The organism is Muricoccus pecuniae, assembly GCF_014199205.1.
Lineage (GTDB): Bacteria > Pseudomonadota > Alphaproteobacteria > Acetobacterales > Acetobacteraceae > Roseomonas > Roseomonas pecuniae.
Map to the genome: position 1 here is coordinate 18671 of NZ_JACIJD010000006.1, position 13762 is coordinate 32432.

The window sequence follows — 13762 nt, forward strand, 5'->3', positions numbered from 1 at the left end:
GCTGCTTCCGATGTGCTTCCGGAAGTCCGTACGCCGGAAGCAGCCCCGCCCGGTCTCGCGGGAAAACCTCAGCAAAATAGGGGGAAAATCTGGTGCGCCCGGTGGGGCTCGAACCCACGACCCCAAGATTAAAAGTCTCGTGCTCTACCGACTGAGCTACAGGCGCGAATGGGGGCCCGACAGATGAAAGGCCGGGCCCCGTACGTCAAGCCGGAAGATCAGGCCCCGGAAGTCAGGCCGCCGTCGCCGGGCGCATCTTCACGATGCGGTCGGGGTTCTGGACGGTGCCGGAGCCGCCGGCGCCGCGCTTGATCTTGTCCACATGCTCCATGCCGGAGGTCACGCGGCCCCAGATCGTGTACTGGCCGTCCAGGCTCGGATACGGGCCGAACATGATAAAGAACTGGCTGTTCGCGCTGTTCGGGTTCCCGGTACGTGCCATGCCGCAGACGCCGCGCAGGAAGCGGGCCTTGGCCGGCGGAGAGAACTCGGCGGCCAGGTCGGGCATCTGGCTGCCGCCCGTGCCGGTACCGGTGGGGTCGCCGCCCTGGGCCATGAAGCCCTCGATCACGCGATGGAAGGGCGTGTTGTCGTAAAAGCCCTGGGAGGAGAGCGTCTTGATCCGCTCCACATGCTTGGGCGCGAGGTCGGGGCGCAGCTCGATCGTCACCCGCCCGTCCTTCAGGTCGAGGTAGAGGGTGTTCTCGGCATTGGCCTGGGCCTCGGCCTCGTTCGTGGTGGCGTCGCTCATCATGGCTCCCGTGGCAGTCGCGATCGTGGTGGTGAGAAGGGTCCGGCGCTGCATGGCGTGTGACTCCCGGTTCCTATTGCGCGCCCGGCCTCACAGGGCCGGGCGGACGCGGGCGAGCGTGCGCTCGAGCGTCAATTGGGGCACGAAGGAGGAAATGTCTCCCCCCAGCCGCGCGATCTCCTTCACGAAGCGCGAGGAGATGAACTGGTTCGTCTCGCTCGCCATGAGGAAGACCGTCTCCACCCCCTGGTCCAGCCGCCGGTTCATCCCGGCCATCTGCACCTCGTAGTCGAAGTCGGAGACGGCGCGCAGGCCGCGGATGATCATCCCCGCCCCGTGCTCCCGCGCAAGGGTCACCAGCAGCCCCTCGAAGGGAACCACGGCGATGGTGGCCCCCGTGGAGCGCGCGATGGAGTCCGTCTCGGCGCGGACCAGCTCCACCCGCTCCTCGATCGGGAAGATCGGGCCCTTGCCGGCGTTCATCGCCACCCCGATCACCAGCCGGTCCAGCAGGCGCGCGGCGCGGGCGATGACATCCAGATGCCCGTTGGTGACGGGATCGAAGGTGCCGGGATAGACGCCGACCCGCTCAGGCATCGGTGCCGGTCCCGTCATCGACCACGGGGAAGCAGGAGGTGACCGCCTCGCCCTTGTCCAGGCGGAAGAGCGTCACGCCCGCCGCCGGCCGGCCCATGACGCGCACCTGGTCCGCCGGCATGCGGATGAGGCGCCCGCCATCCGTCACCAGCATCACGTCGTCGCCGGGGCGCACGGGGAAGGTGGCGACCACCGCATGGCCCTTGCCGCGGCCGAGCGGGATGCTGGCGATGCCCTGCCCGCCCCGGCCCGAGCGGCGGTACTCATAGGCCGAGGCGCGCTTGCCGAAGCCGGTATCGGTGACGACGAGGAGGATCTCCTCCGCATCGGCCAGCTCCTGCGTGCGCTCGGGGCTCAGCACCACCTCCTCGGTGCTCTCCTCGAGCTCCTCGGCGGCGGCGGTGGCCTCGGCGGCCTCCTCGGCCGTCACCTCCCCCTGGGCGCGGCGCCTCGCGGCGGCACCCTTCAGATAGGCCGCCCGCTCGTCCGGCGTGGCCGGGACGTTGCGGAGGACCGAGAGCGCGATCACCGCATCGCCCTTGCCGACGAGCCTGATGCCGCGCACGCCGGTGGAGTCGCGGCCGGCGAAGACGCGCAGCACGCCTTCCTCCGCCGTGAATCGGATGGCACGGCCGAGGCGCGTGGCGAGCAGGATGTCGTCGCCCTCGCGGCAGGTCTGCACCCCCACCAGGCTGTCCCCATCATCCAGCTTCATGGCGATGAGGCCGGCGGCGCGGACGTTGCGGAAGTCCGACAGCTTGTTGCGCCGGACATTGCCGCACTCCGTCGCGAAGACGAGGTGCAGGTTCTCCCACAGGCTCTCGTCCTGCGGCAGGGGCAGGACGGCCGTGACCTTCTCCCCGTCCTGCAACTGCAGCAACTGGCGGAGCGACCGGCCGCGGGCGGTCGGGCCCGCCTCCGGCAGGCGCCACACCTTCTCGCGGAAGGCGATGCCGCGGCTGGTGAAGAAGAGGACGTGCTGGTGCGTGTGCGCGTTGAAGCTGCGGATGACGACATCGTCCTCCCGCGTGCCGGCCGCGCTGCGGCCACGCCCGCCCCGGTTCTGGGCGCGGAAGGTCTCCAGCGGCGTGCGCTTGACGTAGCCGTCGCGCGTCAGCGTCACCACCATGAGGCCGGGCTCGATGAGGCTCTCGTCGTCCTGGTCGGCCAGGCCGTCCACGATCTGCGTCATGCGCGGGGAGGCGATCTGGGCGCGAACCTCGGCCAGTTCCTGCGCCATCAGCTCCAGGCGCCGCGGGCGGGAGGAGAGGATCTCCAGCAGCTCGCGGATGGAAGCGGCGATCTCGTCCAGCTCCTGCTGGATCTTCTCCCGCTCGAGGCCCGTCAGGCGGCGCAGGGTGAGTTCGAGGATTCCACGCGCCTGGGCTTCCGTCAGGCGCACCGTGTCCTCGGTCACGATGTTGCCGGCATCGTCCACGAGGGCGAGCAGCGTGCCGATGTCGCCGGCGGGCCAGTCCGTCGCCATCAGCGCCTCACGCGCCGCGGCGGCATCCGGGCTCGCGCGGATGATGCGGATCACCTCGTCGATATTCGCCACCGCGATGGCGAGGCCGATCAGGATGTGCCCGCGGTCCCGCGCCTTGTTCAGGCGGAAGCGGCTGCGGCGGGTGATCACCTCCTCGCGGAAGCGGATGAAGACGGAGAGCGCGTCGCGCAGCCCCATCTGGCGCGGCGTGCCGTCATCGAGGGCGAGGAAGTTCACGGGGAAGGAGGTCTGGAGGTTCGTGAAGCGGTAGAGCTGGTTCAGCACCACCTCCGCCGTCGCGTCCTTCTTCACCTCGATCACGATCCGCATGCCGTCGCGGTCGCTCTCGTCGCGGAGGTCGGAGATGCCCTCCACCTGCTTCGCGCGGGCGAGGTCCGCGATGCGCTCGATCAGCGTCGCCTTGTTCACCTGGTACGGCACTTCCGAGACGATGATGGCGTGGCGGCCACCACGCATCTCCTCGATCTCGCAGCGCGCGCGCACGGGGATGGAGCCGCGCCCCGTCTCGAAGGCGGCCCTGATGCCCGCGCGCCCGAGGATCAGCCCGCCCGTCGGGAAGTCCGGGCCCGGCATGATCTCCATCAGCCGTTCCAGGCTGACATCGGGATCGGCGATCATCGCCAGCGTCGCGTCGATCACCTCGCCCGGGTTGTGGGTCGGGATGTTCGTCGCCATGCCCACGGCGATGCCGTTGGAGCCGTTGACGAGAAGGTTCGGATAGGCGGCCGGGAGGACGCGCGGCTCCTCCGCGCTCTCGTCGTAGTTCGGGCTGAAATCGACGGTGTCCTCGTCGATCCCGGCCAGCAGGGCGGCGGCGGACTTGGCCAGCCGCGCCTCGGTGTAGCGCATGGCGGCCGGCGGATCGCCGTCCATGCTGCCGTAGTTGCCCTGGCCGTCGATGAGCGGCACGCGCATGGAGAAGGGCTGCGCCATGCGGACCATGGCGTCGTAGATCGCGCTGTCGCCGTGCGGGTGGTACTTACCCATCACGTCGCCGACCACGCGGGCCGACTTCTTGTAGGGCTTATCCGACGTGAAGCCGTTCTCGTTCATCGAGAAGAGGATGCGGCGGTGCACCGGCTTCAGCCCGTCCCGCGCGTCCGGAAGGGCGCGCGCCACGATCACGCTCATGGCGTAATCGAGGTAGGAGCGCCGCATCTCCTCCTCGAGGGTCACGGGCATGGTCTCGTCGAACGGCCGCTCGTCAGAGGGGCCGCCGCTCTCCGTCTCGCTCACTTAATCTCTTCCAATACGATCAGGACGGCCAACTCGGATTGGCCAGGTCAGAACGGCCAAGTCAGAACGGGATGTCGTCGTCGAGGTCGGCCTTGGGGGCGTCCCAGCCGCCGCCACCGCCGCCGCCGCTACGCGGCTTGCTCGCCCCTGCCCCGCCGCCGGAGGAACGGCCGCCATAGCCGCCGCCCGAGGAGCCGGCGCGCTCGCCCCGGTCGCCGCCGAAGCCGCCGCCGCCGGAATAGCCGCCCTCCTCGGCGCCGCCACCGCCGCCCTGGCCGCGACCGCCGATGAGGGAGATCTCACCGCGGAACTGCCGGAGGACGATCTCGGTGGTGTACTTCTCCACCCCCTGCTGGTCAGTCCACTTCCGGGTTTCGAGCTGGCCCTCCAGATAGACCTGGTTGCCCTTCTTCAGGTAGCGCTCGGCGATCTCGCCCAGCTTCTCGTTGAAGATGGCCACCGAGTGCCACTCCGTGCGCTCCTGCTGGTTGCCCTCGCGGTCCTTGTAGCGCTCGGAGGTCGCGACGCGCAGGTTCACCACCTTGCCGCCGTTCTGGAAATTCCGCACCTCCGGGTCGCGCCCCAGCGTGCCGAGGATGATCACCTTGTTGACGCCGGCCATGCCACCCACATCCCTGCCCGGCCCGGGAAACCCCTGGCCACGGCTTCTCCATACCATGAAGTGGCCCCGCGTGCCGGGGCCGCGCGAATCACCACCGCCCGCGCGGGAAACCGCCGCGGGCCACGGAAACTACCCCTCGGGGGCTGGTGAGGCCAGCCCCCGAGGGGTGAGACGGTCGGGGCGCCCCCCGGCGACCCCTTTCCGCCGCCCTTATATGGTGGCACAAGTCCGTGAACACAATGCGAACATCAACCCGTGCCAAAAAGGTCGGAACGCCCCGTGCCTGACAGCCTGCCCGACACCGCCAACCGCCTGGCCAACCGCGGCGCGCTCGAGATCGGCACCGGGGGCCATATCCGCATTCGCGGAGCCCGGCAGCACAACCTGAAGAACCTGGACCTGGACATCCCGAAGGGGACGCTCACGGTCATCACGGGGCTCTCCGGCTCGGGCAAGTCCTCGCTCGCCTTCGACACGATCTATGCCGAGGGGCAGAGGCGCTACGTGGAGAGCCTCTCCGCCTATGCCCGGCAGTTCCTGGAACTGCAGCAGAAGCCGGATGTGGACAGCATCGAGGGCCTGTCCCCGGCCATCTCGATCGAGCAGAAGACCACCTCCCACAATCCCCGCTCCACCGTCGGGACGGTGACGGAGATCGCGGACTACATGCGCCTTCTCTGGGCACGGGTGGGCGTGCCCTACTCGCCCACCACCGGCCTGCCCATCGAGGCCCAGACCGTGTCCCAGATGGTCGACCGGACCATGGCCATGCCCGAGGGCTCGCGATTCCTGATCCTGGCGCCGATCGCGAAGGGCAAGAAGGGCGAGTGGAAGAAGGAGATCGCCGAGCTCCAGCGCCGGGGCTTCGAGCGGGTGAAGGTGAACGGCACCCTCCTCCGCATCGAGGAGGTGCCCCCGCTCGACAAGAAGAAGAAGCACGACATCGACGCCGTGGTGGACCGCGTTGTGGTGCGGGAGGGCGCCCAGCAGCGGCTTGCCGACAGCTTCGAGACGGCGCTCGGCCTCTCGGACGGGGTGGTCTATCTCGAAGGGGCGGATAGCGGCGAGCGGACGGTCTTCTCCTCCCGCTTCGCCTGCCCGGAATCCGGCTTCACCATCGAGGAGATCGAGCCCCGGCTCTTCTCCTTCAACTCGCCCCAGGGCGCCTGCCCCGAATGCGACGGGCTGGGGACAGAAACCTTCTTCGACGCCGCCCTGGTCGTGCCGGACGACGCGAAGAGCATCGCCGAGGGCACCGTGGCCGCCTGGGCCGGGGGCGCCTCCTCCCCCTATTACGACCAGACGCTCGACAGTCTGGCGAAGCACTACAAGGTTTCGACCAACACGCCCTGGGCCGACCTGCCCAAGGCCGCGCGCGAGGGCATCCTGGGCGGCACGGGCGAGGTGGTGACGCTCCGCTACAAGGACGGGCTCCGCGCCTATGAGGTGAAGAAGCCTTTCGAGGGCGTGATCCCGAATCTCGAGCGGCGCCTGCGCGAGACGGACAACCCATGGGTCCGCGAGGACCTGCAGCGCTACCAGTCCAACCGCCCCTGCCATGTCTGCCACGGCGCGCGCCTCAAGCCCGAGGCGCTGGCCGTGAAGGTGGCGGGGATGGACATCGCCGGTGCCTCCGCCCTCTCCATCCGCCGCGCGATGGAGTGGTTCGCGGGCGTCTTCGACCAGCTCACCCCGCAGCGGCAGGAGATCGCGCGCCGCATCCTGCGCGAGATCAACGACCGGCTGCGCTTCCTCGTGGATGTCGGGCTCGACTACCTCTCGCTGTCCCGCGGCAGCGCCAGCCTCTCGGGCGGGGAGAGCCAGCGCATCCGGCTCGCCTCCCAGATCGGCAGCGGCCTGACCGGCGTGCTCTACGTGCTGGACGAGCCCTCGATCGGCCTGCACCAGCGGGACAACGAGCGGCTGCTCGGCACGCTCCGGCGCCTGCGGGACATCGGCAACACGGTCCTCGTCGTCGAGCACGACGAGGACGCGATCCGGGCCGCCGACTACCTCGTGGATATCGGCCCCGCGGCCGGCGCGGGCGGCGGGCGCATCATCGCCCACGGCACGCCCGAGGAGGTCGCCGCCAATCCCGACAGCATCACCGGCGCCTACATGTCCGGCCGCCGCTCCATCCCCGTGCCGGGGACGCGCCGCGCGCCGGACCCGAAGCGGATGCTCAAGGTCGTCGGCGCGGCGGGGAACAACCTGAAGTCCGTCACGGCCTCCCTGCCCCTGGGCACCTTCGCCTGCGTCACGGGCGTCTCGGGCGGCGGCAAGTCCACGCTCGTGATCGAGACGCTCTACAAGGCGGCCGCGCGCCGGCTGATGGGCGCGGGCACCGTCCCCGCGCCGCACGAGCGGATCGAGGGGCTGGAGCACCTGGACAAGATCATCGACATCGACCAGTCGCCGATCGGCCGCACGCCGCGCTCCAACCCCGCGACCTATACAGGCCTCTTCGCCCCCATCCGGGACTGGTTCTCCGAACTGCCGGACAGCCGCGCCCGCGGCTACAAGGCCGGGCGCTTCTCCTTCAACGTGAAGGGCGGCCGCTGCGAGGCCTGCCAGGGCGACGGGCTCATCAAGATCGAGATGCACTTCCTGCCCGACGTCTACGTCACCTGCGACACCTGCAAGGGCAAGCGCTACAACCGCGAGACGCTGGAGGTGAAATTCCGGGGCAAGTCGATCTCCGACGTGCTGGAGATGACAGTGGACGAGGGGCTGGAGTTCTTCTCCGCCGTCCCCGCCATCCGGGACAAGCTGAAGGTGCTCACCGAGGTCGGCCTCGGCTACATCCACCTGGGCCAGCAGGCGACGACGCTCTCGGGCGGCGAGGCGCAGCGCATCAAGCTCGCCAAGGAGCTGGCCCGCCGCGCCACGGGGCGCACCCTCTACATCCTGGACGAGCCGACCACGGGCCTGCACTTCGAGGATGTCCGCAAGCTGCTGGAGGTGCTGCACGCGCTGGTGGCCCAGGGCAACACGGTGGTGGTGATCGAGCACAACCTTGAGGTCATCAAGACCGCCGACTGGCTGCTCGACATGGGCCCGGAGGGCGGCGACGGCGGCGGGCGCATCGTGGCCGAGGGTACGCCGGAAGAGGTGGCGGCCAGCCCGGAGAGCCATACCGGGCGCTTCCTGGCCCCGCTGCTCGCCGGCCGGCCCATCGCCGAGCCCGCCCCGGCCAAGCGCCGCAAGCGGGCCTGACCTCGACGGCTCAGACCCGCCCGCGCCAGCCGGCCCAGGTGACGGCCAGCCGGTCCCCCAGCGCGCGCGGGGCGGGCGGCGCGCCGGGCTGCCAGTCCGGGCGCAGCACGCGGCGCAGGTCTCGCTGGGCGAGCACGGCCGGCAGCGCGGCGGCGACAGCCTGCCGCGGCAGGAATGAGAGCGAGCGGCGGCCCTCCTCCAGCAGCATCAGCCCCTCGCGCGCTAACTCGCGCGCGGCCTCGGCGGGTTCCCTGCCGGGCGGAAGGGGGTCACGCTCCTGCGCAGCCAGGACGGCGAGGCTGCGCAGCGTCCCCGCCAGCCCATAGGCCGTTCCGATCCGGCGCAGCCCGTCCAGGCCTTCCTCCGGCACGCCGAGAAGGCGGCCCGTCTCCGCCGCCATCGCCCCGGCGGTGCCGCGCAGGCGATCGATCAGCGGCACGGCCTCCTCACCGGTCTCCGCCTCCTCCCGCACTTCGACCATGCGGAGCAGGGCGGCGGGATCGAGCGCTCCCGCGCGGATCTCCCGCGAGAGGGGCTCGGCCACCTCGTGCCGACGCGCCGGCTTGCCCGCCACGGCTTCCTCCACCGCTTCCCGCCACCATTGCAGGCGGATCAGGGCCATCAGCGGCTCCCGCGCCGCCTCCCGCGCCCGGGCCAGCTCGTGGTTGAAGGCGATGAGGGTGAAGACGGTCTCCCGCTTCTCCGCGGGCGCGAAGAGGGCGCAGAGGAAGCGGTCGGGATCGTGCCGCCGCGCGATCTCCGCGGGGGCGGACAGGGCTGGGGCCTCGGCCATGCGCGATCCCTTGGACCCCGGCGGCCCCGCTGGCAAGCCGGAACCATCGCGCCGGATTGAGGCGCCCCGCCCTTGGCCCCGGCGCTCACAAGGACGACATTGCGGCCCGAATCACCGGAAGGAGATGCCTCATGGCCTTCAGCCTGCCCCCCCTGCCCTACGATCCCGGCGCGCTCGCAGCCCGCGGCATGCAGCAGGAGACGCTCGAGCTGCACCACGGCAAGCACCACCAGGCCTATGTCACCGCGCTCAACGGCCTGGTCGAGAGCAAGGGCCTCCAGGGCAAGACGCTGGAGCAGATCGTCGCCGAGGCCGGGAAGGCCGGGGCCGAGGGCACGCCCGTGCTGAACCAGGCCGGCCAGCACTGGAACCACCTGCTGTTCTGGCAGGTGATGTCGCCCAACGGCGGGGACGACAAGATCCCGGGCAACCTGATGTCGAAGATCGAGAGCGATCTCGGCGGGCTGCAGAAGTTCAAGGACGACTTCAAGCAGGCCGGCGTGACACAGTTCGGCTCGGGCTGGGCCTGGCTGGTCCAGGACGCCTCGGGCAAGCTGAAGATCACCAAAACCCCGAACGGCTCCAACCCGATCGCCACGGGCGAGGGCACGCCCATCCTCGGCGTCGATGTGTGGGAGCACTCCTACTACCTCGACTTCCGCAACCGCCGTCCGGACTACCTGACCAACTGGCTCGACAAGCTGGTGAACTGGGAGTTCGTGGCCTCCCTGCTCGACAAGGGCATGCAGTCCGGCCAGTCGGCCTGATCCGTCACCCGGCCGGGCAAACCGGGCCGGGAGAACGAGGAAGGGCGCCGCGGGTCCTCCCCGCGGCGCCCTTTCCGTATCCGGTGCTCCCGGATCAGTCCTTGGGATCAGCCCTTGGTGGGCGCGGCGTCGTTCGCGGCCGTCGGGCGGATCACGCTGGCGATCGTGCCGCGCACCACGGTCACGCGGACATTCGGGGCGATCTCGGCCTCGATCTCGTCCGAGCCCTCCTTCACCTTCATGATGGTCGCCACCAGCCCGCCCGCCGTCACCACGCGGTCCCCGCGCTTGAGCTGGGTCAGCATGGAGCGGTGCTCCTTCATCTTCTTCTGCTGGGGGCGGATGAGGATGAAGTAGAAGACGATGAAGATGAGGACGAGCGGGGCGAACTGCATGACCAGTCCGGTCGCGCCGCCGGCGGCCGCGTCCTGGGCAAGGGCCGGGGAGATGAACATGGGGCTGGGCTTCCGTCCGGTCGTTTGAGGAGACGCGGTGCCTGGGCACGCGCGCGGTTGACAATCCGAAGCGCGGCACGCTTCAGCTTCGGGCGGAAACTAGTCGCCCACCCCTCCGCGTCAAGCCGAGCCCGGCGGCGCCCCGGAAAGCCTCGATGAATCAAGCCATGATGAACGATGCCCTGCTCACCCGGATCGCGGAGGCGCTGGAGCGCATGGCGCCTGCCGCCCATGCCGCGCCTCGCCTGGACGGCGCCGACGCCTTCATCTGGCACCCCGCCCCCCTGCCCCGCCTGGCCCCCGTGCGCCGGGTTTCGGCCGTGGACATCGCCCTTCTCCAGGGGGTCGAGGCGCAGAAGCGGCTGCTGCTGGAGAACACGCTCCGCTTCGCGCGCGGCCTGCCGGCGAACAACGCGATGCTCTGGGGGGCGCGTGGCATGGGCAAGTCCTCCCTCGTGAAGGCGGCCCATGCCGAGGCCAACCGGGGGGGCCCGGGCAGCCTCGCGCTGATCGAGATCGCGCGGGAGGACATCGTGACGCTGCCCGAGCTGCTGGAGGTCCTGCGGGAACAGCCGCGCCGGGTGCTCGTCTTCTGCGACGACCTCTCCTTCGAGCGCGAGGACGCGGACTACAAGGCGCTGAAGTCGGTGCTGGACGGCGGCATCGCCGGGCGGCCGCCCAATGTCGTGTTCTACGCTACCTCCAACCGCCGGCACCTCATGCCGCGCGACATGATCGAGAACGAGGGGCAGCGCGCCATCCATGCGAGCGAGTCGGTAGAGGAGAAGGTCTCCCTCTCCGACCGCTTCGGCCTCTGGATCGGCTTCCACAACTGCGACCAGACCACCTACTTCGCCATGGTCGAGGGCTATGCCCGCGCGCTCGGCCTGCCCATCGAGCGGGAGGCGCTGCTGGCGCGGGCGAAGGAGTGGACGATCACCCGCGGCTCCCGCTCTGGCCGCGTCGCCTGGCAGTTCGCCCTCGACATGGCCGGGGAGCTCGGCGTGAAGGTGGGAGCTTGAGGCAGGGCGCGCGGAAGGGGCCGGACGGCCGCTTCCTGAACCCCGACGGAGGCGTGGCGGGCCAGCCCCTCGCCCAGGTCTGGCGGATGATGCGGGAGGGGGCGGGCACGCCCTGGCCCCGCCATGTGGAGGACCCCGCCGAGGTGCCGCCCGCCGAGCCGCCGCCGGGCCATGCCGCCATCACCTTCATCGGGCATGCGAGCTTCCTCATTCGCGTCGCGGGCGGCCCGACGCTGCTGACGGATCCCATCTGGTCGGAGCGGTGCAGCCCCCTGCCCTTCCTCGGCCCGCGCCGCGCCCGCCGCCCCGCGCTGGCGCTCGACGCCCTGCCGCCGCTCGACGCGGTGCTGCTCTCGCACAACCACTACGACCACCTGGACGTGCCCACCCTCCGCCGCCTCGGGGCGCCGCGCATCGTCACCGGGCTGAACAACGCCCCCATCCTCTCGCGCAACGGCATTGGCGGCGTGGAGGAGCTGGACTGGTGGGGGGAGACCGCGGTCGGCGGCGCGATGGTCACCTACCTCCCCGCCCACCACTTCTCCGCCCGTGGCATCGGGGATCGCGGGCGCTCCCTCTGGGGCGGCTTCGCCATCCGCACGGCGGCGGGCAGCATCCTCTTCGCCGGGGACACGGCCCATGGCGGGCACTTGGCGGAGATCGGGGCGGAGCTCGGGCCGTTCTCGATCGGCATGATCCCGATCGGCGCCTATGAGCCCCGCTGGTTCATGCGGGCGGTCCACATGAACCCGGAGGAGGCGGTGCGGGCGCGGGCGGAGACGCGCACGCGAACCGCCATCGCCATGCATTTCGGGACCTTCAAGCTCACCCAGGAGGGGATCGACGAGCCCGCGCGGGCGCTCGCCGAGGCGCGGTCGGGTGCCGGGCTGGCCGAGGGGGACTTCATCGTCCCACGCTTCGGCCAGACGATCACCCTGCCGCTCTAGAGGGTCCGATCCCCGGAGATTGGCGCCCTCATCCGGCACGCCGGAGGCCCACGGCCGGCTGAGCCGATACCAGCATCGGACCACCGGAAGCGGCACACGGGCCATCTACTCGCCGCTGGCAAGGCTGCCGCTCCGGTCAACCCGCCTGTAGAGCAGGCGGGCGCGGTCGCCCGCGGCAACCGACCGGACCAGCCGGTAGTCGGCGCGCAATACCTCCTCCGCCATGCGCCAGGCCGCGGGGTTGTTGCGCGGGCGCGGCATGTCGGTCGTCACGATGAAGGTCGGGCGCGCAGCGAGGATGCGGTGCAACTCCGCCAGCGGGTCGGTGCCGATACCGGCCGTCTCCCTGAGATCGTTCAGATGGGTCGGGAAGGCGAAGCGGGTCGGCAATGGACTGTCGGCCAGATGATAGAGCACCGGGTCGCCGTCGAAGACGTAGAGGGTCTCGCCGGACCCGAGGCGCATCTCCGCGGCCAGGGCCCTGATCTCCTCGCCATTGCCGCGCGAGCGGCCGTGCGCAGCCACCATTGCGCCGCCGGCAAGCACGGCGAACAGCACCAGCCCGACCGTGGCCAGCCGGCGCCGGGGATCCCCGAGCAGCGGCGCGGCAGCCGCGCAGAGCGGCACGAGCAGCGGCAGGGCGTAGTGGTTGTAGTAGGTGCCGAGGAGCAGCACGCCGGCCGCGGCGACGCCCAACCATGCAGCCAGGAAGCGGTCGGCGCGCATCGCGCCCGGTGCCGCGACGAGGAGCGCGCCGCGTGCCGCGCGCAGGCCGAGCCCGGCGCAGAGCGCGAGCGGCGAGAGCAGCGCCGCCATGACCGCCAGCCGCCCGAGCGCGGAGCCGCCCGCCGCGGTGCTGCGATGAAAGAAGGAGGTGAAGTTCGCGAAGATGAAGGCGGTCGCTTCTCCCAGCACCGCATAGGCCGCAAGTGCCGCAGCCGTCGGAAGGAGCGCCGCGCCGATCCAGATCAGGGCGTAGCCGAGGAGCCGCGGCAGGCAGAGGCCGGAGCGCCAGCCACGCCAGAGGAGGACGCAGCCGAGGAAGGCACCCTCGAAGAGCGCCGTGTACTTGATCTGCATCCCCAGGCCGGCCGCGAGCATGGCACCGGTGCCGAGGCCCAGCAGCCGGATCCCGGAGGCCGGATGCGCGGCGGCGCGCAGGGTCAGAAGCGCTGCACCGGCGATGAAGAGATTGTAGAAGACCGGCGACTGCCCTCCCCCACCGCCGAACAGGTTCAGCCAGAGCAGATACACCACGCCAGCGAGCACCGCTCCCCGGCGGGCTCCGACTTCGGCCGCGATCCGTGCGATGAGCAAGGCCGTGGCGGCGGCGAAGAGCGTTGCGACCAACTGGTACTGGAGGATCCCCTCCCCGCCGAGCAGGCGTATGCCGGCGTAGAGCAGGAACAGCCCGATGGGCTTGCGGTCCCAGAGATCGACATAGGGCAGCGCGCCCTTCAGGAACCGATCGCCGACCAGCAGGTAGAACTGCTCGTCGCCCTCGATCACCGGATTCCCGAAGAAAGCGCATCGTGCGAGGAGAGCCACGCCCAGCAGCAGCAGGCCAGGCTTCATCCGGTCCCACGCAATCCGACCGATGGTCCCGGCCGGGGCAGCCCGCGCAATGGAGGAGGCCCTTAGATGGGGCACGGTCTCCGGGGCAGCGTTGATCCATGCGTCCGGCCGCAACCAGTCTCCTGCCATCGATCTCGCCCTTGCCGCCGGAAGCTTCGCCGGATTCTAATAATGCGGATGTGAAATGGCCACCGATGGTCGCTGGTCCGGCATGGTCGCTCGGGAGAGCTTCGGGCCGGCAGGGTGCGCCCGCGCCTTCCTATTCGCCATTCTC

11 protein-coding genes and 1 tRNA gene are annotated in these 13762 nt (G+C 70.5%); 4 read left to right on the plus strand and 8 right to left on the minus strand.

The features are described 5' to 3' along the window. Window positions 1-90: 90 nt before the first annotated feature. The 5 genes from FHS87_RS07755 to ssb form a co-directional block, all read right to left on the minus strand. Window positions 91-166, minus strand: a tRNA-Lys gene (locus FHS87_RS07755). A 66-nt stretch (window positions 167-232) separates the two neighbouring features. Continuing rightward, on the minus strand, window positions 233-751 hold the full coding sequence (locus FHS87_RS07760) for a peptidylprolyl isomerase (RefSeq protein WP_456306608.1): 519 nt from the start codon (window positions 749-751) through the stop codon (window positions 233-235). A 90-nt stretch (window positions 752-841) separates the two neighbouring features. Beyond that, window positions 842-1348 carry a pantetheine-phosphate adenylyltransferase gene (gene coaD, locus FHS87_RS07765; protein WP_184515907.1) on the minus strand — a complete coding sequence of 169 codons (507 nt, stop codon included), beginning with the start codon at window positions 1346-1348 and terminating at the stop codon, window positions 842-844. Then, a complete protein-coding gene (gene gyrA, locus FHS87_RS07770; protein ID WP_184516451.1) occupies window positions 1341-4037 on the minus strand; it encodes a DNA gyrase subunit A in 2697 nt (898 codons plus the stop codon). The genes coaD and gyrA overlap by 8 nt, the downstream gene beginning before the upstream one ends. A gap of 115 nt (window positions 4038-4152) precedes the next feature. After that, entirely contained in the window at window positions 4153-4713 is a 561-nt protein-coding gene (gene ssb, locus FHS87_RS07775; protein WP_184515909.1) for a single-stranded DNA-binding protein, read from the minus strand. A gap of 336 nt (window positions 4714-5049) precedes the next feature. Here ssb and uvrA point away from each other — a divergent pair, with 336 nt between their 5' ends. Then, window positions 5050-7929: an excinuclease ABC subunit UvrA gene (gene uvrA / locus FHS87_RS07780; protein WP_184516452.1), complete on the plus strand. Its 2880-nt coding sequence runs from the start codon at window positions 5050-5052 to the stop codon at window positions 7927-7929. A 10-nt stretch (window positions 7930-7939) separates the two neighbouring features. On the opposite strand, the gene FHS87_RS07785 is transcribed toward uvrA, so the two are convergent. Then, a complete protein-coding gene (locus FHS87_RS07785; RefSeq protein WP_184515910.1) occupies window positions 7940-8722 on the minus strand; it encodes a squalene/phytoene synthase family protein in 783 nt (260 codons plus the stop codon). 131 nt (window positions 8723-8853) lie between these two features. On the opposite strand from FHS87_RS07785, the gene FHS87_RS07790 reads away from it, so the two are divergent. After that, a complete protein-coding gene (locus FHS87_RS07790) occupies window positions 8854-9489 on the plus strand; it encodes a superoxide dismutase (protein WP_184515912.1) in 636 nt (211 codons plus the stop codon). Between the two features lie 107 nt (window positions 9490-9596). Here FHS87_RS07790 and yajC read toward each other — a convergent pair whose 3' ends face one another. Further along, window positions 9597-9944 carry a preprotein translocase subunit YajC gene (yajC, locus tag FHS87_RS07795; protein ID WP_184515914.1) on the minus strand — a complete coding sequence of 116 codons (348 nt, stop codon included), beginning with the start codon at window positions 9942-9944 and terminating at the stop codon, window positions 9597-9599. 170 nt (window positions 9945-10114) lie between these two features. Here yajC and FHS87_RS07800 point away from each other — a divergent pair, with 170 nt between their 5' ends. Both FHS87_RS07800 and FHS87_RS07805 read left to right on the plus strand, forming a co-directional pair. After that, entirely contained in the window at window positions 10115-10966 is an 852-nt protein-coding gene (locus FHS87_RS07800) for an ATP-binding protein (RefSeq protein WP_376766427.1), read from the plus strand. After that, window positions 10963-11913: an MBL fold metallo-hydrolase gene (locus FHS87_RS07805; RefSeq protein WP_246418218.1), complete on the plus strand. Its 951-nt coding sequence runs from the start codon at window positions 10963-10965 to the stop codon at window positions 11911-11913. The genes FHS87_RS07800 and FHS87_RS07805 overlap by 4 nt, the downstream gene beginning before the upstream one ends. A 105-nt stretch (window positions 11914-12018) precedes the next feature. Here the strand turns inward: FHS87_RS07805 and FHS87_RS07810 are convergent, their stop codons facing one another. Beyond that, a complete protein-coding gene (locus FHS87_RS07810; protein ID WP_184515918.1) occupies window positions 12019-13488 on the minus strand; it encodes a glycosyltransferase family 39 protein in 1470 nt (489 codons plus the stop codon). Between the last annotated feature and the right edge of the window lie 274 nt (window positions 13489-13762).

Coding starts and splice junctions, on each gene's coding strand:
- FHS87_RS07760 (WP_456306608.1), bottom strand. CDS start 751: ATGAGCGACGCCACCACGAACGAGGCCGAGGCCCAGGCCAATGCCGAG.
- coaD (WP_184515907.1), bottom strand. CDS start 1,348: ATGCCTGAGCGGGTCGGCGTCTATCCCGGCACCTTCGATCCCGTCACC.
- gyrA (WP_184516451.1), bottom strand. CDS start 4,037: ATGCCCGTGACCCTCGAGGAGGAGATGCGGCGCTCCTACCTCGATTAC.
- ssb (WP_184515909.1), bottom strand. CDS start 4,713: ATGGCCGGCGTCAACAAGGTGATCATCCTCGGCACGCTGGGGCGCGAC.
- FHS87_RS07785 (WP_184515910.1), bottom strand. CDS start 8,722: ATGGCCGAGGCCCCAGCCCTGTCCGCCCCCGCGGAGATCGCGCGGCGG.
- FHS87_RS07790 (WP_184515912.1), top strand. CDS start 8,854: ATGGCCTTCAGCCTGCCCCCCCTGCCCTACGATCCCGGCGCGCTCGCA.
- yajC (WP_184515914.1), bottom strand. CDS start 9,944: ATGTTCATCTCCCCGGCCCTTGCCCAGGACGCGGCCGCCGGCGGCGCG.
- FHS87_RS07800 (WP_376766427.1), top strand. CDS start 10,115: ATGAACGATGCCCTGCTCACCCGGATCGCGGAGGCGCTGGAGCGCATG.
- FHS87_RS07810 (WP_184515918.1), bottom strand. CDS start 13,488: ATGAAGCCTGGCCTGCTGCTGCTGGGCGTGGCTCTCCTCGCACGATGC.